Genomic DNA, 25,258 nt, shown 5'->3' with positions numbered 1-25,258 from the left:
AACTGTTAGACTGTCGATCCTGTAACCCTCTGCATACCTCCATGGCCTACAAACCCACCCCTGCCCGCCCCCCCGCCGACCTGCTGCGCAAGGCCCGGCCGCTGCGCCTGCTGCTGAACCAGGCCGAGCGCCTGGAGCATTTGCAGCGCCTGCTGGAAAGCCAGTTGCAACCGGCGGCACGCGAGCACTGCCATGTGGCATCGTGGAAAGAAGGCACCTTGTTGCTGGTGGTGACCGATGGCCACTGGGCCACGCGTCTGCGCTACCAGCAAAAACGTCTGCAGCGCCAACTGCTGGCGCTGGAAGCCTTCGCCAACCTGACGCGCATTCTGTTCAAGGTGCAGCCGCCGCTGGTGCCGGCCAAGCGCGAAGGCCAAGGGCCGGAACTGTCTGAAAACGCCGCCCAGAGCATTCGTGGCTCGGCCGAGGGCATTAGCGACCCGAAGCTCAAGGCTGCACTGGAGCGCCTGGCGGCGCATGCCAAAGGCTAACCCGTAAAAAGCCCCCCAGGAGATCGAGATCCATGTAGGAGCCGGCTTGCCGGCGAACCTGCCACACCCCGCAGTGCCAGGTTCGCCGGCAAGCCGGCTCCTACGAAAATCGCGCAAGGCCTTCACAAGCAAGCCCATAGTTTGTTGAGGCCGCTCCCCTACCTATCAAAGTCGCAGGCATAAAAAAGGCCACCCGAAGGTGGCCTCAATGAACTAGAGAGTGTTCGAACTTACACGGCCGCGACAGGGCGCATGTACGAGATCGGTGCCGTGCTGGCATCTTCGAACGTGACCACTTCCCAGGCATCGGTTTCGGCGATCAGCTTGCGCAGCAGCTGGTTGTTCAGCGCGTGTCCGGACTTGTAGCCCTTGAACTCGCCGATCAGGCTGTTGCCCAGCAGGTAGAGGTCGCCGATGGCGTCGAGAATCTTGTGCTTGACGAATTCGTCATCGGAACGAAGGCCGTCTTCGTTGAGCACACCGGTTTCGTCGACGACGATGGCGTTCTCGACACTGCCACCCAGCGCAAGGTTGTGCTTGCGCAGGTACTCGATGTCACGCATGAAACCGAAGGTGCGGGCGCGACTGACTTCCTTCACGAACGAGGTGCTGGAGAAGTCGACGACCGCGCTCTGGGTCTGGCCCTTGAGGACCGGGTGATCGAAGTCGATCTCGAAGCTCACCTTGAACCCGTCGAACGGCAGGAAAGTGGCGCGCTTGTCGCCCTCTTCCACTGTCACTTCGCGCAGGATGCGGATGAACTTCTTCGGTGCGTCCTGTTCTTCCAGGCCGGCCGATTGGATCAGGAATACGAAGGGTCCGGCGCTGCCATCCATGATCGGCACTTCCGAGGCGGAGAGCTCGACGTAGGCGTTATCGATGCCCAGGCCCGCCATGGCGGAGAGCAGGTGCTCGACCGTATCGACTTTGACGTCACCGTTGACCAATGTCGTGGACATGGTGGTCTCACCGACGTTGGCCGCGCGCGCCGGGATTTCGACCACAGGGTCGAGGTCGGCGCGACGGAAGACGATGCCGGTGTCGACAGGCGCAGGCTTGAGGGTCAGGTAGACCTTCTCCCCGGAGTGCAGGCCGACACCTGTGGCACGGATGGTATTCTTCAGGGTGCGTTGTCTAATCATGGCATTGGCCGCTTCAGCGCAAATTGCGAACAGGTATCAACAAAGGCTGGGGATGATAACAGACCCGGCCTTTGCTGAACACCAATCACCCTTATACCCCTGATAAATTCCATTAATCGGCCTGGCGACGCAGGAAGGCCGGGATATCCAGGTAGTCCAGGTCATCCTGAGGATTGAGTTTAGCGGCTGCCGCGGCACCTGCGTGGGCCTGGTTGCGCATCACGGTCGGACGCTCCAGGTCACGGTAGTTGACGGCTGGCTGCTCCTGGCGAGCCGGCGCTGGGTTGGACGACTCGTACACCTGCTGTGCGGTCTGCAGGGTGTTGTCGACGACCTTGACCGGCTTCTCGATGCGCGCGCCCAGGCCGGTGGCCACCACGGTCACGTGCAGTTCGTCGCGCATGTCCGGGTCGATCACGGTGCCGACCTTGACCATCGCGTGGTCGGAGGCGAAGGCCTCGATGATGCTACCCACGTCGGAGTACTCACCCAGCGACAGGTCGGGACCGGCGGTGATGTTCACCAGGATGCCGCGGGCGCCCTGCAGGTTGACGTCTTCGAGCAGCGGGTTGCGGATCGCCGCCTCGGTGGCTTCGCGCGCACGGTTCGGGCCGCTGGCGCAACCGGTGCCCATCATCGCCATGCCCATCTCGCCCATCACGGTGCGCACGTCGGCGAAGTCGACGTTGATCATGCCCGGACGCTTGATGATGTCGGAGATACCGCGCACGGCACCGGCCAGCACGTCATCGGCCTTGGCGAAGGCGGACAAGAGGCTGGCATCCTTGCCCAGGATGGTCAGCAGCTTCTCGTTGGGGATGGTGATCAACGAGTCGACGCTCTCGGCCAGCATGCGGATGCCTTCATCGGCGATCTGCATGCGCTTGCGACCTTCGAACGGGAACGGACGGGTCACCACCGCGACGGTGAGGATGCCCATTTCCTTGGCCACTTCGGCGATGATCGGCGCCGCGCCGGTACCGGTACCGCCGCCCATGCCGGTGGTGATGAACACCATGTTGGTGCCCTGCAGCACCTCGGCGATGCGCTCACGGTCTTCCAGCGCGGCCTGGCGGCCGACTTCCGGATTGGCGCCGGCACCCAGGCCCTTGGTCACGCCAGTGCCCAATTGCAGGATGGTGCGCGCGCCGATGTTCTTCAGCGCCTGGGCATCGGTGTTGGCGCAGATGAACTCGACGCCTTCGATGTTGCTTTTGACCATGTGGTTGACGGCGTTGCCGCCACCACCGCCGACGCCGATCACCTTGATGACCGGACTTTGCGGGACGTTGTCTACGAGCTCGAACATTTTCCCTCTCCTTACAGTTCTCTAGTTGTCGCGCCTACCACTACTGCTTTGAAACTCAGAAGTTGCTCTGGACCCAACGCTTGAGTCGCTCAAGCACTGGCCCCTTGGGTTCATCGCCATAGCTGTTGTTGCTGTTGCTGCTGTTGCTGATACCGGTCAGGGACGGGTCCTCGGACTGCTTCTGCAGACCGTAGGTGAGCAGACCCACGCCGGTGGAATAGATCGGGTTGCGTACCACGTCGCTCAGGCCGCGCACGCTGTGCGGCACGCCCAGGCGTACCGGCATGTGGAAGATTTCCTCGGCCAGTTCCACGGCGCCTTCCATCTTCGCGGTGCCGCCGGTGAGGACGATGCCGGCCGGCACCAGGTCCTCGAAGCCGCTACGACGCAGTTCGGCCTGGATCAGGGTGAACAGTTCGTCGTAACGCGGCTCGACCACCTCGGCCAGGGCTTGGCGCGACAGTTCGCGCGGTGGGCGGTCACCGACGCTCGGCACCTTGATGGTCTCGCCGGCACCGGCCAGCTTGGCCAGGGCGCAGGCGTAGCGGATCTTGATCTCCTCGGCGTATTGCGTCGGGGTGCGCAGGGCCATGGCGATGTCGTTGGTGACCTGGTCGCCAGCAATCGGGATTACCGCGGTGTGGCGGATCGCGCCTTCGGTGAAGATGGCGATGTCGGTGGTGCCGCCACCGATGTCCACCAGGCACACGCCCAGTTCTTTTTCGTCGTCGGTCAGCACCGAATACGCCGAGGCCAGTTGCTCGAGGATGATGTCGTCGATTTCCAGGCCGCAACGACGCACGCATTTCTCGATGTTCTGCGCCGCGTTGACCGCGCAGGTAACCACGTGGACCTTGGCTTCCAGACGCACGCCCGACATGCCCAGCGGTTCGCGCACGCCTTCCTGGTTGTCGATCACGTAGTCCTGCGGCAGCGTGTGCAGTACCCGCTGGTCAGCCGGGATGGCCACGGCCTGGGCGGCGTCGAGCACGCGCTCGAGGTCGGCGGTGCTCACTTCGCGGTCGCGGATGGCGACGATGCCGTGGGAGTTGAGGCTGCGGATGTGATTGCCGGCCACGCCGACGAACGCCGAGTGAATGCGGCAGCCGGCCATCAGCTGGGCCTCTTCCACGGCGCGCTGGATCGACTGCACGGTCGATTCGATGTTCACCACCACGCCCTTCTTCAGGCCGCGCGATGGGTGGGTGCCGATGCCCACGATCTCCAGGGTGCCGTCCTCGCCGACTTCACCCACCAGCGCCACCACCTTGGAAGTGCCGATGTCCAGCCCGACGATCATTTTGCCGCTATGCGCGTTTGCCATGGTCCTGCCTCTCTCTAATTCTTCGCAACGGCGGGTTGGGCCGTCGTCGGTGCATTCGGTTCCCGCCAACCAACGGCAAGTCCGTTGGAATAACGCAGATCGATGCGGGCGATATTGGTGATCTGGTCTTTAAGCGTCTTGTCGTAAATGGCAATGAAACGGCGCATCTTCTCCACCAGGTGGTCGCGCCCCAGCAGCAGCTCGATGCCTGGGCCGGCGCTACCCGCGCCAGTGGTCAGGAACCAGCTGCCTCGCTCGCGCAGCTCCAGACGAGCGATGGAAAAGCCCATGGGGCGCAGCATCTGGCTCAATACCTGATACTGCTGCATGACTTGTTGCTGAGCGCGCTGCGGCCCGAACAGCTGCGGCAGGTGCTCGTAGTTGGCCAGCTCGCGCGGGGTGAAGGCCTGGCCTTGGTTGTTGAGCAAGGCCTCGTCACCCCAACGCGCCACCGGCAACTGTTCTTCCAGGCGGATCACCACCTCGTCCGGCCACACCCGGCGCACTTCGGCATGGGCGATCCAGGGCATCTGCTCGAGCTCGACACGCATCGCCGCAAGGTCGACGGTGAAGAAGCTCGCCGCCACGTAGGGCGCAATGCGCTGTTGCACCGACTGCTGGCTGATGTAGCTGAGGTCGCCCTGCACGTCGATCTTGGTGATCGGCCGATCGGCATACGGCATCAGGCGGATGGCGCCTTCATAGGCGCCAAAGCCTGCGGCCACCAGCAGCACCGGCCACAGCAGGCGCTTGAGGCCGCCGAAGCTAGGCCGCGGCAGGCGCGCCGATACGGGCTCGTCGGCCACCAGTCGGCTGGCACCACGCGGCACCGGCTTGCTACGGCCGGTGACGGGTTGCTGCTGACGTATCATCGCGCCTTGCATGATTGCTTAACCTCGCGTCGCTACGCTGTCGGCCAGGATCGCCAGCACCAGTTGCTGGAAGTCCAGGCCGGCCGCGCGGGCCGCCATGGGCACCAGGCTATGGTCGGTCATGCCCGGTGCGGTGTTGACTTCGAGCAGCCAGAAGCGGCCCTGCTCGTCCTGCATCACGTCCAGCCGGCCCCAGCCTTCGATGCCAATGGCATCGCAGGCGCGCGCGGTCAGGTCGATCAGTTCCTGTTCCTTGACACTGTCCAGGCCGCACGGGATGCGGTACTGGGTGTCATTGGCGATGTACTTGGCGTCGTAGTCGTAGAACACATGCGGGGTGCCCAGCGCGATCGGCGGCAGCACCTGGCCACGCAGCACGGCGATGGTGAACTCCGGACCGTGGATCCACTGCTCGACCAGCACTTGCGAATCGTACTTGGCGGCGTCTTTCCAGGCGGCGACCAGCTCTTGCTCGCTGTTCACCTTGGCCATGCCGATGCTTGAACCTTCATGGGCAGGTTTGACGATCAACGGGAAGCCCAGTTCCGCGCTGGCTGTCACGCAATCCTGCTCGCTGGCCAGCACCGCGTGACGCGGCGTGGGGATACCCAGGCTCTGCCACACCTGTTTGGTGCGCAGCTTGTCCATGGCCAGCGCCGAGGCCAGGATGCCGCTGCCGGTGTAGGGAATCCCCAGGCACTCGAGCAAGCCCTGCATGCTGCCATCTTCGCCGCCACGACCGTGGAGGATGATGAAGGCGCGGTCGATCTGCTCGCTTTGCAGGCGGGTCAGCAGGTCGTCGCCGACGTCGATGGCGACTACGTCGACACCAGCGTTGGTCAGCGCTTCGATCACTGCCTTGCCCGACTTCAGGGAAACCTCACGCTCGGCGCTCTTGCCGCCGTACAGCACGGCGACGCGGCCGAAGGCCTTGACGTCGAGGGTGGAGTGCAGCTTGTCGTAGGCGCTGGTCATTTCGACTTCTCCTGCTTGGCGCCTGCGAACAGCGGGCTTTTCATCAGTTGCGGGGCCAGGCCGCCGACATCGCCGGCGCCCTGGCAGATCAGGATGTCGCCGGCGCGCAGCAACGGCTTGACCAGCGGCGCCAGCTCGGCGCCACGTTCGATGTAGATCGGGTCGAGCTTGCCGCGCTGGCGGATGCTGTGGCACAGCTGACGGCTGTCGGCACCGGGGATCGGCTCTTCGCCGGCCGGGTAGACCTCCATCAGCAGCAGCACGTTGGCATCGCCCAACACCTGCACGAAGTCGTCGTACAGATCGCGCGTGCGGCTGTAGCGGTGCGGCTGGTAGACGATCACCAGGCGCCGGCTCGGCCAGCCGCCACGCACGGCCTTGATCACCGCGGCGACCTCGGTCGGGTGGTGACCGTAGTCGTCGACCAGCATCACGCTGCCGCCGTCGACCGGCAGCTCGCCGTACACCTGGAAGCGTCGACCGACGCCCTGGAAGCCCGACAGGCCCTGGACTATGGCTTCGTCGCTGATGCCTTCGTCGGTGGCGATGGCGATGGTGGCCAAAGCGTTGAGCACGTTGTGATTGCCTGGCATGTTCACCGACACTTCCAGCGGCTCGCAGTCACGGCGCAGCACGGTGAAGTGGGTCTGCATGCCCTGCTGGCGCACATTGATGGCGCGGATGTCGGCCTCTTCGCTGAAGCCATAGGTCACGGTCGGACGCTTGACCTGCGGCAGGATCTCGCGCACCACCGGGTCGTCCAGGCACATCACCGCCAGCCCGTAGAACGGCAGGTTGTGCAGGAACTCGACGAAGGTCTTCTTCAGCTTGTTGAAGTCGCCTTCGTAGGTCGCCATGTGGTCGGCGTCGATGTTGGTGACCACGGCCACCATCGGCTGCAGGTGCAGGAAGCTGGCGTCGCTTTCATCGGCTTCGGCGATCAGGTAGCGGCTGGTGCCCAGCTGGGCATTGGTACCGGCCGCGGTCAGGCGCCCGCCGATGACGAAGGTCGGGTCCAGGCCGCCGGCGGCGAACACCGAGGCCAGCAGGCTGGTGGTGGTGGTCTTGCCGTGGGTGCCAGCCACCGCCACGCCGTGGCGATAGCGCATCAGCTCGGCGAGCATCTCGGCGCGCGGCACCACGGGGATGCGCCGTTCCAGGGCGGTGGCGACTTCCGGGTTGGCCGGATTGATCGCGCTGGACACCACCAGCACATCGGCAGTGGCGGCGTTCTCGGCGCGGTGGCCGACGAAGATCTGCGCGCCGAACGACTGCAGGCGCTCGGTGACCGGCGACTCCTTGAGGTCGGAGCCGGACACTTCATAGCCCAGGTTCAGCAGCACTTCGGCGATGCCGCACATGCCCACGCCGCCGATACCGACGAAGTGGATGCGACGGATGCGGCCCATCTTCGGTTGCGGCATGGCTTTCTGGCTTTCAACCATGGGCCACCTCCAGGCAGATATCGACCACGGTGCTGGTTGCATCAGGCTTGGCCAGGCGCCGTGCGGTGCCAGCCATGGTGTTGAGTTTCTCGGGTTGCATCAGCACCTCGTTCAGGCGTTCAGCGAGCTGCGCTGCGCCAGTTGTCGCTTGTGGCATCAGGAAGGCAGCGCCTTCACGAGCCAGGTATTGGGCGTTGTGGGTCTGGTGGTCGTCGATGGCGTGGGGCAAGGGCACTAGCATCGAGGGCAGGCCTGCCGCCGCGAGTTCACTGACGGTCAGGGCGCCGGCCCGGCACACCACCATATCGGCCCAGCCATAGGCGTGGGCCATGTCCTTGATGAACGGTTCGACCTGGGCCTCGACACCGGCCTCGTGATATCGCTCGGCGGTGACCGGCGCGTGGTTCTTCCCGGCCTGGTGGAACACTTCGGGGCGCAGGTTCGCCGGCACTTCGGACAGGGCCTTAGGCAACAATTTGTTCAATGGTTCCGCACCCAGGCTGCCACCCATCACCAGCAGGCGCGCGCGGCGCTCGGCCAAGGGCGCGCGGGTAGCGTCCATGAACAGCTCAGGGCGCACCGGGTTGCCGGTGGTGCGCAGCTTGTCACTGGCGGCGAAGGTGTCCGGGAAGGCTTCGCAGACCCGCGCCGCCATCGGCAGCAGCAGGCGGTTGGTCGTGCCGGCCCGGGCGTTCTGTTCGTGGATCACCAGCGGCACGCCGCACAGCCGCGCGGCCAAGCCGCCGGGGCCGGTCACGTAGCCACCGAAGCCGACCACGCAGACCGGATTGAGCTCGCGCACGATGCGCCGCGCCTGGAGCACCGCCTTGACCAGGGTGAACGGCGCCTTGAGCAGGGACAGCTTGCCCTTGCCACGCAGGCCCGTAACCTGGATCAGGTGCAACGGCAACCCGGCCTGGGGCACCAGTTCGTTCTCGATGCCGCGCGGGGTACCCAGCCAGTGCACGCTGTAGCCGCGCGCCTGGAACTCGCGGGCACAGGCCAGCGCAGGGAACACGTGGCCACCGGTACCGCCGGCCATGATCAGGACATTCTTGCCGTCAGCGGCCATGACTGGTCTCCTCGGCAAAGTCGCTTTCGTTGAATTCGTGTTCTTCGCTGCCCAGGTGCGTGCGGCTCTCCCACTCGATCCGCAGCAACAGCCCAACGCAAGCGCAGCAGATCACCAGCGAGCTGCCGCCGTAGCTCAGGAACGGCAAGGTCAAGCCCTTGGTTGGCAGCAGGCCGACGTTCACCCCGATGTTGATCAGGAACTGGCCGATCCACAGGAACGACAGGCCGAACGCCATGTAGGCGGCGAAGAACTGTTTGGCCTTCTCGGCCCACAAGCCGATGTACAGCGCGCGCACGGTGATGAACACGAACAGCGCGATGGTCAGCAGCGAGCCGATCACCCCCAGCTCTTCGGCCAGCACCGAGAACACGAAGTCGGTGTGTGCCTCGGGCAGGTAGAACTGCTTCTGCACGCTGTTGCCCAGGCCCACGCCCAGCCACTCGCCGCGGCCGAAGGCGATCAGCGCCTGGGTCAGCTGGTAGCCGGAGCCGAACTGGTCGGACCAGGGATCGGTGAAGGTGATCAGGCGCGCCATCCGGTAGGGCTGGGCCTGCACCAGCACCACCACCGATATCACCGCCAGCACCACCATCAGCGAGAAGCGGAACAAGCCCACCCCGCCGAGGAACAGCATGGCCGCCGCGGCGCCCATCATCACCACCGTGGCACCGAAGTCCGGCTCCATCAGCAGCAGGCCGGCCATTGGCAGCAGCACGATGAACGGTTTGAAGAAGCCCATCCAGCTTTCGCGCACCTCGGTCTGCCGGCGCACCAGGTAGCCGGCGAGATAAATGACCACGAAGACCTTGGCGATCTCCGAGGGCTGGACGTTGAAGAAGCTGAAGCCGATCCAGCGCATCGAGCCGTTCACTTCGCGGCCGATGCCGGGCACCAGCACCATCACCAGCAGGCCGAAGGCGCCGATCAGCATCATGAAGCCCATGCGCTGCCAGGTGGCGATTGGCACCAGGATCGTCAACACTCCGGCGCCGAGCCCCAGGGCCACGTACACCAGGTGGCGGAACATGTGGTACAGCGGGTTACCCGACTGCACGGCAGCCACTTCCGAGGAGGCCGAGGTGATCATCACCAGGCCCAGGCCCAGCAGCGCCAGGCAACCGGCCAGCAGCGGGAAGTCGAGGTCGATGCCACGACCGCTGATCAGCGGCGACGGGTAAGGCTTGAGGATGCCGAAGATCATGCCAGCCCCTCCACTGCCTGGACGAACAGGCGCCCGCGTTGTTCGAAGTTCTTGAACATGTCCAGGCTGGCGCAGGCCGGCGACAGCAGCACCGCGTCCCCCGGCTGGGCCAGTTCGGCGCAGCGCTGCACGGCTTCGTCGAGGGTCTTGACCCGTACTTGCGCCACGGCATCGCCCAATGTTTCAGCCAGACGCTCGGCATCACGACCGAGCAACACCACGGCACGGCAGTGTTGAGCCACCGGTGCGCGCAGGGCGGCGAAGTCGGCGCCCTTGCCATCGCCACCGGCGATCAGCACCAGCTTGCCTTCGATATCGGCGCCCAGGCCTTCGATGGCGGCCAGGGCTGCACCGACGTTGGTAGCCTTGGAGTCGTCGTACCAGTTCACGCCGTTGCGCTCGCGCACCCACTGGCAACGGTGGGCCAGGCCCTTGAATTCGCGCAGGGCTTCGAGCATCGGCTCGAATGGCAGGCCGGCGGCATGGCCGAGGGCAAGCGCGGCCAAGGCGTTGCTCTGGTTGTGAGCGCCGCGGATCTTCAGCTCACGCACCGGCATGAGGGTCTGCAATTGGAACGCCAGGTACTTCTCGCCATCGACCTCGCGCAACCCAAAGGCTTTGAAGTCCGGTGCATTGAGACCAAAGCTCCAGCTCGGACGGCCTTCGACCGGCAGCGGTCGGCTCAGGGCATCCTGGCGGTTGACCACCACCTGGCGGGCGCCACGGAAGATCCGGTGCTTGGCCAGATGATAGGCCGGCAGGCCGCTGTAGCGGTCCATGTGGTCTTCGCTGATGTTCAGCACAGTGGCTACTTCGGCGTTGAGCTGGTCGGTGGTTTCCAGCTGGAAGCTCGACAGCTCCAGCACGTACAGCTCAACGTCATCGGCCAGCAAGTCGAGGGCCGGCGTGCCGAGGTTGCCGCCCACTGCCACACGTTTGCCGGCCTTGGCGGCCATCTCGCCGACCAGGGTGGTCACGGTGCTCTTGGCGTTGGAACCACTGATCGCCACGATCGGCGCCTTGGCATGACGGGCGAACAGCTCGATATCGCCGGAAAGCTTCACGCCGCGCGCGGCGGCCTGCTGCAAGGCCGGAGTGGCCAGGGCCAGGCCGGGGCTCACGTACAGCTCGCTGGCGCGGCAGAGGAACTCGACGTCCAGCTCGCCACAGCGCACTTCCACCTGCGGGTATTCACGGCGCAGGGTGTCCAGTTCCGGCGGTTGCTCGCGGGTGTCGGCGACCGCAAAGGCAATGCCCCGGTTCGCCAGGAAGCGAACCAGGGACATGCCGCTCTTGCCGAGGCCGACAACGATGCGGAATTGGTCGGAAGCGATCAGTGACACGCTCGTTTACCTCAGTTTCAGGGTGGCAAGGCCGATCAGCACCAGGATCACGGTGATGATCCAGAAGCGGACGATCACCCGAGGTTCGGGCCAGCCCTTGAGTTCAAAGTGGTGGTGGATCGGCGCCATGCGGAACACGCGCTTGCCGGTCAGCTTGAAGGAGGCCACCTGAATGACCACCGACAGGGTTTCCATGACGAACACGCCGCCCATGATGAACAGCACGATTTCCTGGCGCACGATCACCGCGATTGTGCCCAGCGCGGCACCCAGTGCCAGGGCGCCAACGTCGCCCATGAACACCTGGGCCGGGTAGGTGTTGAACCACAGGAAGCCCAGGCCGGCGCCGATCAGCGCGCCGCAGAACACGATCAGCTCGCCAGCACCCGGCACGTAGGGAATCAGCAGGTATTCGGCGAACTTCACGTTGCCCGACAGGTAGCAGAAGATGCCCAGGGCACCGCCGACCATCACCGTCGGCATGATCGCCAGGCCATCGAGGCCATCGGTGAGGTTGACCGCGTTGCTCGAGCCGACGATGACGAAATAGGTGAGCACGATGAACCCGGCACCCAACGGAATGGCCAGGTCCTTGACCATCGGGATGATCAGCGTGGTTTCGACGCTGGTCGGCGCGGTCTGGTAGAGGAAGATCGCCGCCGCCAGGCCGAATACCGATTGCCAGAAGTACTTCCAGCGGCTCGGCAGGCCACGGGAGTTCTTTTCGATCACCTTGCGGTAGTCGTCGACCCAGCCGATGGCGCCGAACGCCAGGGTGACGATCAGCACCACCCATACGTAGCGGTTGCTCAGGTCGGCCCACAGCAGGGTGCTGATGGCGATGGCCGACAGGATCAGCGCGCCGCCCATGGTCGGGGTGCCGGACTTGGACAGGTGCGATTGCGGGCCGTCGTTACGCACGGCCTGGCCGATCTGGCGGATCTGCAGGGTACGAATCATCCAGGGGCCCAACCACAGGGCCAGGGACAACGCGGTCAGTACACCCAGGATCCCGCGCAGGGTCAGGTACTGGAAGACCGCGAAGCCCTTGTGGAACTGTTGCAGATACTCGGCCAACAGCAGCAGCATTAATGTTTCTCCCCGCAAGCTTCGCACAATGCCGCCACGACGTTTTCCATCGCAGCGCTGCGCGAGCCCTTGATCAAGATAGTGGTATCGCTGGCGGTCTCGGCGCTAACGGCATCGATCAGCTCAGCTTGAGTAGCGAAATGGCGGGCATTGGCACCAAACGCCTGAACGGCGTGGGCCATGTTGGCGCCCACCGCGTACAGCGCGTCGACCTTGCCGCGGGCGTAGTCGCCCACTTGCCGGTGACCTTCCTCGGCCCATTGCCCCAGTTCGCCGATATCCCCGAGCACCAGGACGGTGCGACCGGAAAAGCCGGCGAGTATATCAATGGCGGCACACATCGAGGTGGGATTTGCGTTGTAGCTGTCGTCGATCACCCGCGCGCCGCTGGGCGCAATCTGCGCAACGGTGCGACCCTTGACCGGTTGCACGGCGCCAAGACCGGCGGCAATACCACTCAGGCTCAGACCAACGGCGTGGGCGGCAGCGGCAGCGGCCAGCGCATTGCTGACGTTGTGGGTGCCGAGCAGGTTCAATTGCACCGGGACGCTGCCGTCCGGGCCATGCAGGGTGAACGATGGGCAGCCACGGGCATCGCGGCCGATGTCACTGGCATGGAAGTCGGCCTGCGGGTTGTCCAGGGCGAAGCTGACGACACGGTGACTGCCGGCACGCTTGTGCCAGATGTCGAACGCCTTGTCGGCCAGGTTGAGGATGGCCGTGCCACCCTCGCCCAGGCCTTCGAGAATCTCGCCCTTGGCCTCGACGATCTTCTCCGGGCCGCCGAACTCGCCGACATGGGCGGTACCGGCGTTGTTGATGACGACCACCTGCGGCTGGGTCAGGCCGACGGTATAGCGGATCTCGCCAATGCGCGACGCGCCCAGCTCGATCACCGCGGCGCTGTGCTCCGGGGCGATTTCCAGCAGGGTCAGCGGCGCGCCGAGGTCGTTGTTGAGGTTGCCACGGGTAGCATGCACCGGGCCGCGGGTACGCAGGATAGCGGCGAGCATTTCCTTGACCGTGGTCTTGCCGCTGGAGCCGGTGATGGCCACCACCGGCTTGTCGAAAGCAGCACGGTTCAGCGCGCCCAGCTGACCAAGCGCGACCCGACAGTCGGCGACCACCAGCTGTGGCAGGTCGACATCGCTGACCTCGCGCTCGACCAGCGCGGCGACGGCGCCTTTGGCCTTCACGTCGGCCAGGTAGTCGTGGCCATCGAAGCGCGGCCCGGTCAGGGCGACGAACAGTTGACCGGCGGCAACGCTGCGGCTGTCGATACTGACACCGGTAAAGGTGGCGTCGGCGCCCGCCAGGCGCGCATTCAGGGCGCCAGTCAACTGGCTGAGGGTCATCGGCTTAAGCATGTGGCGCCTCCCAGGCGGCAAGGGCCTTCTCGGCTTCGACCAGGTCGGAGAAGTCATGGCGCTGGCCATTGATCTCCTGGTAATCCTCGTGCCCCTTGCCAGCCAGGACGATCACATCCTCGGCAGCAGCAGTGGCGACCAGGTGGGCAATGGCCTGGCCGCGGCCGGCGACGAACTCCACGCTGTCGGGCTGGGCAAAACCGGGACGAATGTCATCGAAGATGCGCTGCGGATCCTCGGTACGCGGGTTGTCATCAGTCACCAGCACACGATCGGCCAGGCGCTCGGCGACTGCCGCCATCAGCGGACGCTTGCCGGCGTCACGATCACCGCCACAGCCGAACAGGCACAGCAACTTGCCGTGGGCATGCGGGCGCAATGCCTCGAGCACCTTTTCCAGGGCATCCGGGGTGTGGGCGTAGTCGACCACAACCAACGGCTTCTCACCGCCACCCAGGCGCTGCATGCGGCCGACCGGCCCCTGCAGCTGCGGGGTGACTTTCAGGATCTCGTCCAGCGAATAATCCAGCGCCAGCAAGGTCGCCACCGCCGCCAGCATGTTGCTCAGATTGAAGCGTCCCAGCAGTTGGCTGCGCAGGCTGCGTTCGCCCTGCGCGGTGACGAGGGTGGCCCGTACGCCATCATCGTCGAACGTGGCCTCGCGGCAGAACAGCGAAGCGTCCGGGTTTTCCAGGCTGTAGCTGAGCAACCGGGTCTCGATATGATCGGTACTCGGGCGGCGGGCGAAGTCGGCAGCCAGGCGGCGTCCGAACTCATCATCCAGGTTGACTACCTGGCAGCGCAGGCTCGGCCAGGCGAACAGCTTGGCCTTGGCGGCCCCATAGGCTTCCATGCTGCCGTGATAGTCCAGGTGATCGCGCGACAGGTTGGTCATCACCGCGATATCGAACTCCAGCGCGGCGACACGCCCCTGCTCGAGGGCGTGAGAGGACACTTCCATGGCCACGGCCCTGGCACCCGCTTTTTTCAGGTCGTTCAGGGTCGACTGCACGGCGATGGGGTCCGGCGTGGTCAGGCGGCCGCTCTGCAACTCACCGTAGAAGCCGGTGCCCAGGGTGCCGATCAGCCCGCAACGCTGACCAAGGGCATCGAGCGCCTGGGCCACCAGCTGAGTGACGCTGGTCTTGCCATTGGTGCCGGTGACACCCACCAGGTTCAACTGGCGGCTGGGCTCGCCATAGAAGCGCCCGGCGATCTGCGACAGCTGGCCGATCAGCCCCTTGACCGGGATCAGCGGCGCGTCGGTAATCGGCAACACGCAGGTGCCCTGCTCTTCATAGGCGACCGCGGCGGCGCCACGGGACAGCGCGTCGGCAATATGCTCACGGCCGTCGACCTTGGCGCCCGGCACGGCGAGGAACAGATCGCCCTGGCGCACCTGGCGGCTGTCCAGGGTCAGCTCGCGAATCAACGGATCGCGGCTGGCATGGGCGAACAATTTGCTCAATGGCATCGTCATCAACCTCGCCCTCCCTTGGCGGGTACTGCGCTGGCTTGCTGCGTCGAGGACGGCGGCAGGTTGTCCGGCGGTACATTCATCAGGCGCAGGGTGCCCGACATCACTTTGCTGAATACGGGGGCCGAGACCAGGCCACCGAAGTAGCCGCCCTTGCTCGGCTCGTCGATGACCACGACGATCGCGTAGCGCGGGTCGCTCATCGGGCCGAAGCCGGCGAACAGCGAGCGGTAGGCGTTCTCGGTGTAGCCCTTGGAACCTACGGTGGCTTTACGCGCCGTACCCGACTTGCCGCCTACGTGGTAGAACGGCACCTGCGCGCGGAACACCCCGCGCGGCGCCTCGATCACTTGCTGCAGCATGCCCTGCACGGTCTCGGCGGTTTCCTTGGGGATCGCCTGCACCGCTTCCGGGGCCTTGTCGACCTTGAGAATCGACAGCGGCACCATCTTGCCGTCGTTGGCCAGGGCGGCGTAGGCATGCACCAATTGCAGGGCGGTCACCGACACGCCGTAGCCATAGGACAGCGTGGCGGTCTCGGCCTTGCGCCACTCGCGGTGGTTGGGCAGGTTGCCGACGCGCTCGCCGGGGAAGCCAAGGCCGGTGTACTGGCCCAGACCGACCTGGGACATGACCCGGTAGATGGCTTCGCCACCGATATCGAAGGCGATCTTGCTCATGCCGACGTTGGACGAGTTGATCAGGATGCCGGTCAGGTCGAGGATCGGGCCCTCGCTGCGCGACACGTCCTTGATGGTGTAGCGGCCAATCTGCAAGCTGCCCGGGTACACCTCGACCTTGTCGGTGACCTTCCAGCGGCCGCTTTGCAAGGCGGCGCTCATGGAAATCGGCTTGACCGTCGAGCCCGGCTCGAACACGTCGATGATCGCCCGGTTGCGCATCGCGGCGGGGAACATGCTGCGGCGGTTGTTCGGGTTGTAGGTCGGCTGGTTGACCATGGCCAGGACCTCGCCGGTCTTGACGTCCATGATCACCAGGCTGCCGGCCTTGGCCTCCTGCTCGGCGATGGCGTTGCGCAGCTCGCGGGTGGCCAGGTACTGCAGGCGCAGGTCTATCGACAACGCCAAGGTCTTTCCGGCCTTGGCGTTCTTGGTAACCTGGATGTCCTTGATCAGCCGGCCGCGCCGGTCCTTGATCACCTGACGCTTGCCGGGCACCCCGGCGAGCCATTCGTCATAGGCCAGCTCCACACCCTCGCGACCGTGATCGTCGAGGTCGGTGAAGCCGACCATGTGCGCGGTGACATCACCGGCCGGGTAGAAGCGGCGGAACTCTTCCAGGCCATAGACGCCCGGCACTTTCAGGTCGAGCACATGCTGACCCTGTTCCGGGGTCAGGCCACGGACCAGATAGATGAATTCCTTGTTGGCCTGCTGGGTAAGACGCTCGACCAGTTGCTGCGGGTTCTGCCCCAGGGCGGCGGCCAGTTGCGGCCAGCGTTCTTTCGAGGCCTGCATTTCCTTGGGGTTGGCCCACAGGGTGGTGACCGGGGTACTGACGGCCAGGGGCTCGCCATTGCGGTCGGTGATCAGGCCACGGTGGGCGGGGATAGGAATGTGTCGCAGGCTGCGGGCATCGCCCTGGCCCTTGAGGAAGTCGCGGTCGACCACCTGCAGGTCGATGATGCGCCAGCAGATGGCACCGACCATCAACGCCAGCAAGCCGATCACCACGCGGAAGCGCCAGGGATAAAGTGCGCCTTCGAGCTTCATCATGGCGCCACCATCCGCACTTCATCAGCCGCCGGCACGCGCATCTTGAGCTGCTCGGAGGCCAGGCTCTCGATACGGCTGGCCGCGGTCCAGGTGCTTTGCTCGAGGATCAACCGGCCCCATTCGGCCTGGGCCTTGTCGCGCTCGCTCAGCTCGCCGTACAGGGTGTTGAGCAATTGACGGTTCCAGTGCGCGCTGTAGGACACGGCGATAGCCGAAATCAGCACGCCGACGAACAGCAGAAGCATCAGGAAGCTTCCGCCTGGCAATGGCTTGGCGAACAGGCGGCTCACCGCAACTTCTCCGCCACCCGCATCACGGCGCTGCGCGACCGCGGGTTGGCCTTGAGTTCGGCGTCGGAGGCGAACTGTGCCTTGCCGATGAGCTTGATCTTCGGCTCGAAGACCTTGTGCTGCACCGGCAGGTTGCGCGGCAGGTTGTCTGCCTCGCCCTTGACCAGTTTGCGCATGAACAGCTTGACGATACGATCTTCCAACGAGTGGAAGCTGATCACCGCCAGGCGGCCACCGACTTCGAGGGCATCGAGCGCGGCCTCAAGGCCGCTCTCGAGGTCGCCCAGTTCGTTGTTGACATGGATACGCAGGCCTTGGAAGGCGCGGGTCGCCGGGTTCTTGCCCTTTTCCCAGGCCGGGTTGGCGACCTTGAGCACCTCGGCCAAATCGGCGGTACGGGTGAACGGCTGCTTCTCGCGGCGCTCGACCACGGCGCGTGCCATGCGGCCGGCAAAACGCTCTTCGCCGTACTCTTTGAACACCCGGGCGATTTCTTCGACGCTGGCGCTGGCGATGAACTCGGCGGCGCTGATGCCCTGGGCGGGGTTCATGCGCATGTCCAGCGGGCCATCGTTGAGGAAGCTGAAGCCGCGCTCGGGGTCATCCAGCTGTGGCGAGGACACGCCCAGGTCGAGCAGGACGCCGCTGACCTTGCCGTCCAGGCCGCGGGCGCGCACTTCGTCGCCGAGCTCGGCAAAGCTGCGCTGCACAATGACAAAGCGGCCGTCTTCGGCCGCCAGCGCTTGCCCGGTGGCAATCGCTTGAGGATCTTTGTCGAACCCCAGCAGCCGCCCTTGCGGCCCGAGCTTGCTGAGGATCAGGCGGCTGTGGCCGCCACGCCCGAAGGTGCCGTCCAGATAGCAACCGTCGGCGCGCAAGGCCAATGCCTCGACAGCTTCGTCGAGCAGGACGGTGATGTGGTTGAAGCCGCTATCTATGGTCACAGGATCAGGTCACGCAAATCATCGGGCATGGCGCCCGGTTGTTGAATAGCTGCGAGGTCGGCTGCCGAAACCGCGTTCCAGGCATCCTCGTCCCACAGCTGGAATTTATTCAGCTGCCCCACCAGCATCGCCTTCTTGTCCAGCTTGGCGTACTCACGCAGGCGTGGCGGCACCAGGAAACGCCCGCTGCCATCGAGCTCCAGGTCCACCGCGTTACCGATCAGCAAACGCTGCAGGCGGCGGTTTTCCTCACGCAACGATGGCAAGGCGCGCAACTTGGCTTCTATCTGTTCCCACTCATCGAGGGGATAAACACACAAGCAGGGGTCAACGGCGTCGATGGTCACGATCAGTTGACCATTGCAACGCGAATCGAGCTCGTCACGGTACCGGCTCGGCATGGCGAGACGGCCCTTGGCATCGAGACTGACGGCGTTGGCTCCGCGGAACACGGCTGTGATTCCCCACAATGTTAGCTTTTTTGTGTCAGAAAACCCACTTCATCCCACTTTCTGCCACTTGCGCACACTATAGGAATCCGCCCGCCACACCGTCAAGGCACGTTCATAAGGAAATCCCTTACAGGACGGCGATTTAGCGCAACAAAGGAAGGCCGAAGGAATACCGGAGAGGAAAAATGGCGGGAAAAATCAAACACACTCAAGTGGATAGAGTGCGAAGTTAAAGTGATTTATTAAGAGTAAGATTTTTTTGGTATTACCAGGACACATCTGCTATCGATTCAAGCAGGGAAGGAAGAGGTGGAGAGTCGATCTGTAAGCCGGGTTTTGTCGAGGACAGTCATTCCTCTACGACGGCCATCACTGGACGCCTCTAGCAACCTACCCGGTTCCGACGCGGGCCACGCCGTATGGAACCCTATTTGGTCTTGCTCCGAGTGGGGTTTACCTAGCCACGGACTGTTGCCAGCCGTGCGGTGCGCTCTTACCGCACCTTTTCACCCTTACCGGCACCGAAGTGCTTAGGCGGTTGTTTTCTGTGGCACTTTCCGTAGGCTCGCGCCTCCCAGGCGTTACCTGGCACTCCGCCCTATGGAGCCCGGACTTTCCTCCCCCGCCCCTTGCGGAACAAAAGACGGCAGCGACTGTCCGATCGACTCTCCGCCGCCAAGGTTACCGGGACACGCGCTCGAGAACAAGCGAGACGACAACCAATATCACTACGCCATTAGTCGGCCTTCTGTTTCTCCAAGGCCAATTGATAGAGCAGGTTCTTGCGCACACCGGTAATTTCCGCCGCCAACGCCGCCGCTTTCTTCAGCGGCATCTCGGCCAGCAGCAGATCCAGCACGCGCTGGGCTTCGGCGCTGATTGCCTGCTCGCCCTCCGGCGCGCTCCAGCCGGCCACCAACACCACGCACTCGCCACGCTGCTGGTTGCTGTCGCCCTGCACGAACCCGCGCAACTCAGCCAACGGCAAGCCCTTGAGGGTCTCGAAGGTCTTGCTGATCTCGCGAGCCAGCACGGCTGGGCGCTCCCCCCCGAACACCGCCTCCATGTCTTCCAGGCACTCCAGGATACGGTGCGGCGCCTCATAGAAGATCAAGGTCCGCGGCTCTTCCTTGACCTGCTCCAGGCGTGCCCGGCGCCCGGCCGCCTTGGCCGGCAGGAAGCCTTCGAAGATGAAGCGGTCCGACGGCAAGCCCGCCGCCGACAATGCGGCGATCAACGCGCAGGCACCCGGCACCGGCACCACCTGCACCCCGGCGGCGCGCGCTTGACGCACCAGGTGATAGCCAGGATCGGAAATCAACGGCGTGCCGGCATCGGACACCAGCGCCACATCGTCGCCCGCCAGCAAGCGAGTGATGAAGCGCCCGCCCTCGTCGCGCTCGTTGTGCTCATGGCAGGCCGCCAGCGGCGTATCGATGCCAAAATGCTGCAGCAGGCGCACCGAGTGGCGCGTGTCCTCGGCGGCGATCAGGCTGACCTGGGCCAGCACCTTCAGCGCCCGCGCGCTCATGTCGTCGAGGTTGCCGATGGGCGTGGCCACCACATACAACTTGCCCAACGCGGAATTCGAACCCCCTGCACCATCAGTCACTGCGCACACCTGCTTTCACGGATCAAAGGCCGCCATTGTAGCCCGAGCGCCGGCAACAGGGCGCAAAGAACTTCGCCCTGCGCCGCGCGCCAGCCACCTATAGTGAAGGTTCACCGTCGGCAACATCGCGCCGGGCGCGAGGCTTGGGTACAATTGCCGGCCAACTTGATCGAGTAACAGGACCTTTACATGATCGCTTGCCTGCGGCTGCTCACAGCCCTCTGCCTCGCTGCCCTGCTGGCAGCCTGCGCCAGCTCGCCCTCATCCAGCCTGGGCGAACTGCCGCGCACCCCGGACGCCAGCATCGAGCAACTGCTCGACAAGGCGGCTTCCAGCAAGTCCGCCGAGGACGCGGCCCTGCTGCGCCTGAGCGCCGCCGACCTGGCCTACAAGCAGAAGGACTTCCCGCGCGCGGCTCGCATCCTCGAGCAGGTGCAACTGGAGCCGCTCAAGCCTGCCCAGCAAGTGTTCGCCTCGACCCTGGCCGCCGAGCTGGCGATGAGCCGCAACCAGCCCAAGGCCGCCCTGACCGCCCTCGCCCACCCCAGCCTGCAACGGGTCGGCGAACTGCCGGACGAGCAGCAGGCGCGCACCTATAGCGTGCACGCTGCAGCCCTCGAGGCCGACGGCCAGGCCCTGGCGGCCGCCCAGCAGCGCGTGGCACTGAGCCCGCTGCTCAGCGGCCAGGCCGCCACCAGCAACCAAGACGCGATCTGGGCCCTGGTCGCCGCGCTGCCCGCCGAACAGCTGCAGCAACCGGCCGCCAACGAAACCCTGGCCGGATGGACCAGCCTGGCCTTCGCCGTGAAAAGTGCCGGCACCCTCGAGCAGCAACAGGCCGCCATCGACACCTGGCGCAAGCAACACCCGGACCACCCGGCCGCCAAACAGCTGCCCACGGCGCTGGTCAAGCTCAAGGAACTGGCCAGCCAACCGCTGACCAAGATCGCCCTGCTGCTGCCCCAGGAAGGCCCGCTGGCCGGTGTCGCCCGCGCCCTGCGCGACGGCTTCATGGCCGCCCACTTCCAGGCCGCACAAGGTGGCCAGCCAGCACCGGCGGTACAGGTGTTCGACAGCTCGCGCATCACCTCCCTCGACGACTTCTACCGCCAAGCCCAGGCCGCCGGCGTGCAACTGGTGGTCGGCCCACTGGAAAAACCACTGGTGAAGAAACTCGCCGGCTACCCGCAGCTGCCGATCACCACCCTGGCCCTGAACTACGCCGATGCCGGGCAGAAAGCCCCGCCGCAGCTGTTCCAGTTCGGCTTGGCCGCCGAAGACGAAGCCCGCGAAGTGGCCCGCCGCGCCCGCGCTGACGGCATGGTCCGCGCCGTGGCCCTGGTGCCGAGCGGCGAATGGGGCGACCGCGTGCTGGCGGCCTTCCGCCAGGACTGGGAAAGCAACGGCGGCACCCTGCTCGCCGCCGAGCGCATTGCCCAGCCCGTCGCCCTGGCCCAGCAGATTGCCCAGCTGTTCCAGCTGCGCCAGAGCGAAGCCCGGGCCAAGAGCCTGCAAAGCACCGTGGGCGGCAACATCGCCGCGCAACCGTCGCGCCGCCAGGACATCGACTTCATCTTCCTCGCCTCGACCCCACAGCAGGCCCAGCAGATCAAGCCGACCCTGAACTTCCAGTACGCCGGCGACGTGCCGGTCTACGCCACCTCCAACCTGTACAGCGCCAGCGGTGACGTGAACCAGTACAACGACATGAACGGCATCCGCTTCTGCGAAACGCCATGGCTGCTCGACACCAGCAACAGCCTGCGCCAGCAGGTGGTCCAGCAGTGGCCGCAGGCAGCCGGCAGCCTCGGCCGCCTGTACGCCATGGGCGTCGATGCCTACAGCCTGGCGCCGCGCCTGGGCCAGCTCAAGGCCCTGCCGGACAATCGCGTCGAAGGTCTGTCCGGTAGCCTGAGCATGAGCCCGAGCCAGCGCGTGGAACGCCAGCTGCCATGGGCCGAGTTCGCCGGCGGCCAGGTCAAGCGCCTGCCGGACACCCCGCGCTAATGCCCAGCGCATCGCCCAGTTGCGCCGGCCAAGCTGCTGAAGACCAGGCCCTTGCCTTTCTGCAAGGGCACGGCCTGCAGTTGCTGACGCGCAACTGGCGATGCAGCGGTGGCGAGCTCGATCTGGTCATGCTCGATGCCGATACAGTAGTATTCGTCGAAGTCCGCTACCGGTGGCACGCGCAGTTCGGCGGAGCGCTCGGCAGCATCGATGGGCGCAAGCAGCAGCGACTGGCGCTTGCCGCCAACCTTTTCCTGCAGCACGAGCCCCGTTGGGCCGACCAGCCCTGCCGCTTCGACGTCGTCGCGCTGCAGGGCAAGGGGCACGCCGGGCAACCGCTTCAATGGCTGAAAAACGCCTTCGAATGCTGAACCCTATTCGATTTTTTTGCTCTATGTTTCGCGGGCTGGTCACTGTTGCGCGCCGCGCCAGCCACCGCCCCACTTAAGGTCACACCAGATGGACATGCAATCCCGAATTCGCCGGCTGTTCCAGGCCAGCATCGACACCAAGCAACAGGCAATGGACATCCTGGCACCCCACATCGAGCAGGCCAGCCTGGTCATGGTCAACGCCCTGCTCAGCGACGGCAAGATGCTCGCCTGCGGCAACGGCGGTTCGGCCGGCGATGCCCAGCACTTTTCCTCGGAACTGCTCAACCGCTTCGAGCGCGAGCGCCCGAGCCTGCCGGCCATCGCCCTGACCACCGACAGCTCCACGCTCACCTCGATCGCCAACGATTACAGCTACAACGAAGTGTTCTCCAAGCAGATCCGCGCCCTGGGCCAGCCCGGTGACGTCCTGCTGGCGATCTCCACCAGCGGCAACTCGGCCAACGTGATCCAGGCGATCCAGGCCGCGCACGACCGCGAAATGATTGTCGTCGCCCTGACCGGCCGCGACGGCGGCGGCATGGCCTCGCTGTTGCTGCCCGAGGACGTGGAAATCCGCGTCCCTTCGAGCGTCACCGCGCGCATCCAGGAAGTCCACCTGCTGGCGATCCACTGCCTGTGCGACCTGATCGACAGCCAACTGTTCGGGAGTGAAGAATGATCCCCAAGCGTCTCGGCCTGATGGCCCTCACCCTGTGCCTGGGCCTGTCCGGCTGCAGCTCGGTCCTGACCTCGGCACGCAATTCGCCGATCGAGGATGACCGCGGCACCCGCACCATCGGCAGCAAGATCGACGATTCGCTGATCGAGACCAAGGTCTCGGTCAACATCGCCAAGGCCAACCCGGACCTGGACAAGGGCTCGCACATCGTCGTCAGCAGCTACAACGGCGTTGTCCTGCTGGCCGGCCAGACCCCGCGCGCCGACCTCAAGTCCCTCGCCGAGCAGACCGCCGGCCAGGTACAACGGGTCAAGAAAGTACACAACGAGCTGCAGGTGATGCAGCCCTCGTCGATTCTGGCGCGCAACAACGATGCCTGGCTGACCACCAAGATCAAGACCCAGATGCTGACCGACGAGAACGTCCCCAGCTCGCGAATCAAGGTGATCACCGAAAACGGCATCGTCTACCTGCTCGGCCTGGTGCGTCAGCAAGAAGCCAACGCCGCCACCAACGTGGTGCAGGGCGTATCGGGCGTGCAGAAGATCGTCAAGCTGTTCGAATACATCGATTGACTCTCTCGCCGGCTTGCCGGCGAACCAACCCCACCAGGAAACACCCATGAAGAAGTTGTTGCTGCCCACCCTGCTGATCGGCGCCTTCGCCACCCTCGCCGGCTGCTCCACCCCGAGCGTCATCGTCCTCAACGACGGCCGCGAACTGCAGACCACCGACACCCCGTACTACGACCGCGACTCCGGCTTCTATGAGTTCAAACAACTCGATGGCAAGCCGACCCGCATCAACAAGGACCAGGTTCAGACCATCAAGGACCTGTGATCCGCACCGCGGCAAAAAAAAGGCGACCCATCTGGATCGCCTTTTTTGTTACTTGACCACCTTCAAGCTGGGTCGACCGCTGGGGCGCGGCGGCTGACCACCACCCGGCGGCGGACCCTCGTCATCCGGCTCGACGCTATCGTCGGCGAGGTCTTCCTCATCGTCCAGCGGCGGCTCCAGCTCAAAGACCATGCCCTGGCCGTTCTCCCGGGCGTAGATACCCAGGATCGCGCTGGCAGGCACATAGAGCGAGTGGGCGACGCCACCGAAGCGCCCTTCGAAGCTCACCGCCTCGTTGTCCATGTGCAGGTTGCGCACGGCACTGGGAGAGATGTTCAGGACGATCTGGCCATCGCTGGCAAAACCTTGTGGCACCTGGACAGCCGGGTATTCGGCATTGACCAGCATGTGGGGCGTGCAATCGTTGTCGACGATCCACTCGTACAGCGCGCGAACCAGATAGGGGCGACTGGAGTTCATCAACGGCTCCTCTTAAACCTTGCGCATTTCACGTTCGGCAGCGGACAGGCTCGCCTGGAAAGGCTCGCGGGCGAACTGTCGCTCCATGTATTCCAGCAGCGGCTTGGCCTGCCGCGGCAATTCGATACCCATTATCGGCAATCGCCAAAGGATGGGCAGTAGACAACAATCGACCAGGCTTTGCTCCTCGCTCATGAAGCACGGCATCTCACCGAACAACGGCGCCACGCCGGTCAGGCTTTCACGCAGTTCCTTGCGCGCCAGGGCCCTGGCCGCATCGCTGTTGCGCGTATCAAGCACGGTGTCGGCCAGGCTGCACCAGTCGCGCTGAATGCGGTGCATCAGCAAGCGGCTGTTGCCACGCGCCACCGGGTAGACCGGCATCAACGCGGGGTGCGGGTAACGCTCCTCGAGGTACTCCATGACCACGGTCGACTCGTACAGCGCCAGGTCGCGGTCGACCAGGGTCGGCAGGCTGCCATAAGGGTTAACCTCGACCAACTTGGGCGGCAGGCGATCGGCGGCGACATCGATGATCTGCACGGCGACGCCTTTTTCGGCGAGCACCAGGCGAACCCGATGGGAGTAATGATCAGCGGGGTCGGAATAGCAGGCTAACCTGTTGGTTGCGCCCATGTAGCGCCTCCTCGCACGGGATGCTTGTAAAACTGTAAATGAAAACGCGCCCGGGGGGGGGGGGGGGGGGGGGGGGGGGGGGGGGGGGGGGGGGGGGG

The 25,258-nt window shown here is 64.9% G+C and carries 25 protein-coding genes and 1 other RNA gene; 6 read left to right on the top strand and 20 right to left on the bottom strand.

What is annotated here, in order from left to right:
- Window positions 1–41: 41 nt before the first annotated feature.
- Window positions 42–491, top strand: a complete 450-nt coding sequence (locus ACODS5_RS19690) for a DUF721 domain-containing protein (RefSeq protein ID WP_489109454.1) — start codon at window positions 42–44, stop codon at window positions 489–491.
- A 230-nt stretch (window positions 492–721) separates the two neighbouring features.
- Here the strand turns inward: ACODS5_RS19690 and lpxC are convergent, their stop codons facing one another.
- From lpxC to rsmI, 18 genes are all read right to left on the bottom strand, one after another.
- Complete coding sequence (gene lpxC, locus ACODS5_RS19685) at window positions 722–1,633, bottom strand: UDP-3-O-acyl-N-acetylglucosamine deacetylase (protein ID WP_023629817.1); 912 nt, start codon at window positions 1,631–1,633, stop codon at window positions 722–724.
- Between the two features lie 112 nt (window positions 1,634–1,745).
- Window positions 1,746–2,942: a cell division protein FtsZ gene (ftsZ, locus tag ACODS5_RS19680; protein WP_023378838.1), complete on the bottom strand. Its 1,197-nt coding sequence runs from the start codon at window positions 2,940–2,942 to the stop codon at window positions 1,746–1,748.
- A gap of 55 nt (window positions 2,943–2,997) precedes the next feature.
- Window positions 2,998–4,266 (bottom strand): cell division protein FtsA, encoded by a 1,269-nt coding sequence (ftsA, locus tag ACODS5_RS19675; protein ID WP_134691051.1) that lies wholly within the window; start codon window positions 4,264–4,266, stop codon window positions 2,998–3,000.
- A 14-nt stretch (window positions 4,267–4,280) separates the two neighbouring features.
- Window positions 4,281–5,150: a cell division protein FtsQ/DivIB gene (locus ACODS5_RS19670; protein WP_134691053.1), complete on the bottom strand. Its 870-nt coding sequence runs from the start codon at window positions 5,148–5,150 to the stop codon at window positions 4,281–4,283.
- 6 nt (window positions 5,151–5,156) lie between these two features.
- Window positions 5,157–6,113, bottom strand: a complete 957-nt coding sequence (locus tag ACODS5_RS19665; protein ID WP_489109453.1) for a D-alanine--D-alanine ligase — start codon at window positions 6,111–6,113, stop codon at window positions 5,157–5,159.
- On the bottom strand, window positions 6,110–7,558 hold the full coding sequence (murC, locus tag ACODS5_RS19660; RefSeq protein ID WP_134691057.1) for a UDP-N-acetylmuramate--L-alanine ligase: 1,449 nt from the start codon (window positions 7,556–7,558) through the stop codon (window positions 6,110–6,112). Before murC ends, ACODS5_RS19665 begins: the two co-directional genes overlap by 4 nt.
- Entirely contained in the window at window positions 7,551–8,630 is a 1,080-nt protein-coding gene (gene murG, locus ACODS5_RS19655) for an undecaprenyldiphospho-muramoylpentapeptide beta-N-acetylglucosaminyltransferase (protein WP_489109452.1), read from the bottom strand. The genes murC and murG overlap by 8 nt, the downstream gene beginning before the upstream one ends.
- Window positions 8,620–9,834 (bottom strand): putative lipid II flippase FtsW, encoded by a 1,215-nt coding sequence (gene ftsW / locus ACODS5_RS19650; RefSeq protein ID WP_134691061.1) that lies wholly within the window; start codon window positions 9,832–9,834, stop codon window positions 8,620–8,622. The genes murG and ftsW overlap by 11 nt, the downstream gene beginning before the upstream one ends.
- Window positions 9,831–11,177, bottom strand: coding sequence for a UDP-N-acetylmuramoyl-L-alanine--D-glutamate ligase (gene murD, locus ACODS5_RS19645; protein WP_489109451.1), 1,347 nt, complete (start codon window positions 11,175–11,177; stop codon window positions 9,831–9,833). The genes ftsW and murD overlap by 4 nt, the downstream gene beginning before the upstream one ends.
- Window positions 11,178–11,183: 6 nt before the next feature.
- Complete coding sequence (gene mraY, locus ACODS5_RS19640; RefSeq protein WP_134691063.1) at window positions 11,184–12,266, bottom strand: phospho-N-acetylmuramoyl-pentapeptide-transferase; 1,083 nt, start codon at window positions 12,264–12,266, stop codon at window positions 11,184–11,186.
- Window positions 12,266–13,633 carry a UDP-N-acetylmuramoyl-tripeptide--D-alanyl-D-alanine ligase gene (locus ACODS5_RS19635; protein ID WP_489109450.1) on the bottom strand — a complete coding sequence of 456 codons (1,368 nt, stop codon included), beginning with the start codon at window positions 13,631–13,633 and terminating at the stop codon, window positions 12,266–12,268. The genes mraY and ACODS5_RS19635 overlap by 1 nt, the downstream gene beginning before the upstream one ends.
- On the bottom strand, window positions 13,626–15,113 hold the full coding sequence (locus ACODS5_RS19630) for a UDP-N-acetylmuramoyl-L-alanyl-D-glutamate--2,6-diaminopimelate ligase (protein ID WP_489109449.1): 1,488 nt from the start codon (window positions 15,111–15,113) through the stop codon (window positions 13,626–13,628). The genes ACODS5_RS19635 and ACODS5_RS19630 overlap by 8 nt, the downstream gene beginning before the upstream one ends.
- Window positions 15,113–16,843 (bottom strand): peptidoglycan D,D-transpeptidase FtsI family protein, encoded by a 1,731-nt coding sequence (locus tag ACODS5_RS19625; RefSeq protein ID WP_167659463.1) that lies wholly within the window; start codon window positions 16,841–16,843, stop codon window positions 15,113–15,115. Before ACODS5_RS19625 ends, ACODS5_RS19630 begins: the two co-directional genes overlap by 1 nt.
- A complete protein-coding gene (gene ftsL, locus ACODS5_RS19620; RefSeq protein WP_134691069.1) occupies window positions 16,843–17,136 on the bottom strand; it encodes a cell division protein FtsL in 294 nt (97 codons plus the stop codon). The genes ACODS5_RS19625 and ftsL overlap by 1 nt, the downstream gene beginning before the upstream one ends.
- Complete coding sequence (gene rsmH / locus ACODS5_RS19615; RefSeq protein WP_134691071.1) at window positions 17,133–18,080, bottom strand: 16S rRNA (cytosine(1402)-N(4))-methyltransferase RsmH; 948 nt, start codon at window positions 18,078–18,080, stop codon at window positions 17,133–17,135. Before rsmH ends, ftsL begins: the two co-directional genes overlap by 4 nt.
- Window positions 18,077–18,532 (bottom strand): division/cell wall cluster transcriptional repressor MraZ, encoded by a 456-nt coding sequence (mraZ, locus tag ACODS5_RS19610; RefSeq protein ID WP_011535546.1) that lies wholly within the window; start codon window positions 18,530–18,532, stop codon window positions 18,077–18,079. The genes rsmH and mraZ overlap by 4 nt, the downstream gene beginning before the upstream one ends.
- A 309-nt stretch (window positions 18,533–18,841) precedes the next feature.
- Window positions 18,842–19,201, bottom strand: an RNA gene (gene rnpB, locus ACODS5_RS19605) — RNase P RNA component class A.
- Window positions 19,202–19,268: 67 nt separating this feature from the next.
- Window positions 19,269–20,144: a 16S rRNA (cytidine(1402)-2'-O)-methyltransferase gene (gene rsmI / locus ACODS5_RS19600; RefSeq protein ID WP_134691073.1), complete on the bottom strand. Its 876-nt coding sequence runs from the start codon at window positions 20,142–20,144 to the stop codon at window positions 19,269–19,271.
- 189 nt (window positions 20,145–20,333) lie between these two features.
- On the opposite strand from rsmI, the gene ACODS5_RS19595 reads away from it, so the two are divergent.
- The 5 genes from ACODS5_RS19595 to ACODS5_RS19575 all read left to right on the top strand — a co-directional run bounded on the left by ACODS5_RS19595 (window position 20,334) and on the right by ACODS5_RS19575 (window position 24,044).
- Window positions 20,334–22,151 (top strand): penicillin-binding protein activator, encoded by a 1,818-nt coding sequence (locus ACODS5_RS19595; RefSeq protein ID WP_489109448.1) that lies wholly within the window; start codon window positions 20,334–20,336, stop codon window positions 22,149–22,151.
- Complete coding sequence (locus ACODS5_RS19590) at window positions 22,151–22,522, top strand: YraN family protein (RefSeq protein WP_134691077.1); 372 nt, start codon at window positions 22,151–22,153, stop codon at window positions 22,520–22,522. Before ACODS5_RS19595 ends, ACODS5_RS19590 begins: the two co-directional genes overlap by 1 nt.
- Window positions 22,523–22,610: 88 nt before the next feature.
- Window positions 22,611–23,204 (top strand): phosphoheptose isomerase, encoded by a 594-nt coding sequence (locus tag ACODS5_RS19585; protein ID WP_134691079.1) that lies wholly within the window; start codon window positions 22,611–22,613, stop codon window positions 23,202–23,204.
- A complete protein-coding gene (locus ACODS5_RS19580) occupies window positions 23,201–23,779 on the top strand; it encodes a BON domain-containing protein (protein ID WP_134691081.1) in 579 nt (192 codons plus the stop codon). Before ACODS5_RS19585 ends, ACODS5_RS19580 begins: the two co-directional genes overlap by 4 nt.
- Window positions 23,780–23,825: 46 nt before the next feature.
- On the top strand, window positions 23,826–24,044 hold the full coding sequence (locus ACODS5_RS19575; protein ID WP_134691083.1) for a YgdI/YgdR family lipoprotein: 219 nt from the start codon (window positions 23,826–23,828) through the stop codon (window positions 24,042–24,044).
- A 48-nt stretch (window positions 24,045–24,092) separates the two neighbouring features.
- On the opposite strand, the gene ACODS5_RS19570 is transcribed toward ACODS5_RS19575, so the two are convergent.
- Together ACODS5_RS19570 and ACODS5_RS19565 are read right to left on the bottom strand one after the other, a co-directional pair.
- Window positions 24,093–24,524, bottom strand: a complete 432-nt coding sequence (locus tag ACODS5_RS19570) for a ClpXP protease specificity-enhancing factor (RefSeq protein WP_489109447.1) — start codon at window positions 24,522–24,524, stop codon at window positions 24,093–24,095.
- A 12-nt stretch (window positions 24,525–24,536) separates the two neighbouring features.
- Complete coding sequence (locus ACODS5_RS19565; protein WP_489109446.1) at window positions 24,537–25,160, bottom strand: glutathione S-transferase N-terminal domain-containing protein; 624 nt, start codon at window positions 25,158–25,160, stop codon at window positions 24,537–24,539.
- Between the last annotated feature and the right edge of the window lie 98 nt (window positions 25,161–25,258).

It is taken from the genome of Pseudomonas sp. FG47, from assembly GCF_057809115.1.
Note: the sequence above shows the minus strand (reverse complement) of the source record. Positions and strands in the feature narration are given on the sequence as shown.

Coding starts and splice junctions, on each gene's coding strand:
- ACODS5_RS19690 (WP_489109454.1), top strand. CDS start 42: ATGGCCTACAAACCCACCCCTGCCCGCCCCCCCGCCGACCTGCTGCGC.
- lpxC (WP_023629817.1), bottom strand. CDS start 1,633: ATGATTAGACAACGCACCCTGAAGAATACCATCCGTGCCACAGGTGTC.
- ftsZ (WP_023378838.1), bottom strand. CDS start 2,942: ATGTTCGAGCTCGTAGACAACGTCCCGCAAAGTCCGGTCATCAAGGTG.
- ftsA (WP_134691051.1), bottom strand. CDS start 4,266: ATGGCAAACGCGCATAGCGGCAAAATGATCGTCGGGCTGGACATCGGC.
- ACODS5_RS19670 (WP_134691053.1), bottom strand. CDS start 5,150: ATGCAAGGCGCGATGATACGTCAGCAGCAACCCGTCACCGGCCGTAGC.
- ACODS5_RS19665 (WP_489109453.1), bottom strand. CDS start 6,113: ATGACCAGCGCCTACGACAAGCTGCACTCCACCCTCGACGTCAAGGCC.
- murC (WP_134691057.1), bottom strand. CDS start 7,558: ATGGTTGAAAGCCAGAAAGCCATGCCGCAACCGAAGATGGGCCGCATC.
- murG (WP_489109452.1), bottom strand. CDS start 8,630: ATGGCCGCTGACGGCAAGAATGTCCTGATCATGGCCGGCGGTACCGGT.
- ftsW (WP_134691061.1), bottom strand. CDS start 9,834: ATGATCTTCGGCATCCTCAAGCCTTACCCGTCGCCGCTGATCAGCGGT.
- mraY (WP_134691063.1), bottom strand. CDS start 12,266: ATGCTGCTGCTGTTGGCCGAGTATCTGCAACAGTTCCACAAGGGCTTC.
- ACODS5_RS19635 (WP_489109450.1), bottom strand. CDS start 13,633: ATGCTTAAGCCGATGACCCTCAGCCAGTTGACTGGCGCCCTGAATGCG.
- ACODS5_RS19630 (WP_489109449.1), bottom strand. CDS start 15,113: ATGACGATGCCATTGAGCAAATTGTTCGCCCATGCCAGCCGCGATCCG.
- ACODS5_RS19625 (WP_167659463.1), bottom strand. CDS start 16,843: ATGAAGCTCGAAGGCGCACTTTATCCCTGGCGCTTCCGCGTGGTGATC.
- ACODS5_RS19595 (WP_489109448.1), top strand. CDS start 20,334: ATGATCGCTTGCCTGCGGCTGCTCACAGCCCTCTGCCTCGCTGCCCTG.
- ACODS5_RS19590 (WP_134691077.1), top strand. CDS start 22,151: ATGCCCAGCGCATCGCCCAGTTGCGCCGGCCAAGCTGCTGAAGACCAG.
- ACODS5_RS19585 (WP_134691079.1), top strand. CDS start 22,611: ATGGACATGCAATCCCGAATTCGCCGGCTGTTCCAGGCCAGCATCGAC.
- ACODS5_RS19580 (WP_134691081.1), top strand. CDS start 23,201: ATGATCCCCAAGCGTCTCGGCCTGATGGCCCTCACCCTGTGCCTGGGC.
- ACODS5_RS19575 (WP_134691083.1), top strand. CDS start 23,826: ATGAAGAAGTTGTTGCTGCCCACCCTGCTGATCGGCGCCTTCGCCACC.
- ACODS5_RS19570 (WP_489109447.1), bottom strand. CDS start 24,524: ATGAACTCCAGTCGCCCCTATCTGGTTCGCGCGCTGTACGAGTGGATC.
- ACODS5_RS19565 (WP_489109446.1), bottom strand. CDS start 25,160: ATGGGCGCAACCAACAGGTTAGCCTGCTATTCCGACCCCGCTGATCAT.